The organism is Candidatus Darwinibacter acetoxidans (assembly GCF_041936445.1).
Classification (GTDB): Bacteria; Bacillota; Limnochordia; order Darwinibacteriales; family Darwinibacteriaceae; genus DTU010.
Map to the genome: position 1 here is coordinate 1 of NZ_JBHGXH010000317.1, position 1,128 is coordinate 1,128.

General features: G+C 53.9%; 1 protein-coding gene and 1 pseudogene. Both read left to right on the forward strand.

Features of this window, described 5'->3' with window-relative positions:
- A pseudogene (locus ACE4YL_RS13095) lies at nucleotides 1-367 on the forward strand (hypothetical protein); the annotation flags it as partial.
- Nucleotides 368-1,128 (forward strand): recombinase RecT (locus ACE4YL_RS13100; RefSeq protein ID WP_461369710.1); only part of this gene is annotated, 761 nt, incomplete at its 3' end.

The window sequence follows — 1,128 nt, forward strand, 5'->3', positions numbered from 1 at the left end:
GCGCGAACTACACCTCATGGACCTCTTCATTCGGACGAAGTCCTCACTCCTGGACAAGCAGATCAATTCCCACTTCGAGCTTGCGAAATTCAAGCTGTTTGACGTGCTGGTAAACGGGTCAGTGGTTCCGTGCTGCGAGACGCTGCACAATGGAGTGCCATACTCCGCGGGTCTTAACAACTCGGCCAGGATCAATGTGGGCCTCGACATCATCCGCACACTGTCCCGACATTACGGGTTCTCGCCACCCATCTTCATCGACAACGCGGAGGCCGTCGTGCAACTCCTGCCGATGGAGGCGCAGATGATCAAGCTGATTGTGTCGGCTAAAGACAAGACATTACGAGTAGAGACGGAGGGGAAATAGATGTCCAAAAAAGCGACAAAACAGAAAGAAGAGCGGGCGCTAGTTAAGCCCATGGACAAGCTCAAGGCGGTATTGAGCGTGGAAAGCGTCCAGCAGCAATTCCGGAACGCACTTGCGGAGAATGCGGGAGCATTCACAGCATCAATCATCGACCTCTATGGTAGCGACAACTATCTGCAGCAGTGCGACCCTAACCAGGTCGTGATGGAGGCTCTCAAAGCAGCAACTCTTAAGCTGCCCATCAACAAGCAGTTGGGCTTTGCCTGGATCGTGCCCTACAAGGTCAAGGGCAAGCCTACACCGCAGTTTCAAATTGGATACAAGGGCTACATACAGCTTGCCATGCGCACGGGTCAGTATCGCTGCATCAATGCGGACGCGATCTATGAGGGCTGCGAAGTCGAGAGGGAGATCCTGACCGGTGATATCTGGATCAAGGGCACGCCAACCAGCGACAAGCCGATCGGGTATTTCGCCTACTTCGAGCTGCTTAATGGGTTTTCCAAGACGGCCTACATGACCAGGGCAGAAATGGAGGCCCACGGCAAGCGTTACAGTCCGTCCTATGGCATGGCCAACTCGGCCTGGACCACCGACTTTGATGAGATGGCCAAGAAAACCATGATCAGGCAGTTGCTATCAAAATACGGCTATCTCACTACAGAGATGATGACCGCCCTGACATCAGATACGGAGGATGTCGCGGATCGCGTGGAGACGGAAATCGAGATGGAAGCCAATACCGAAGAGCTGGACATGGA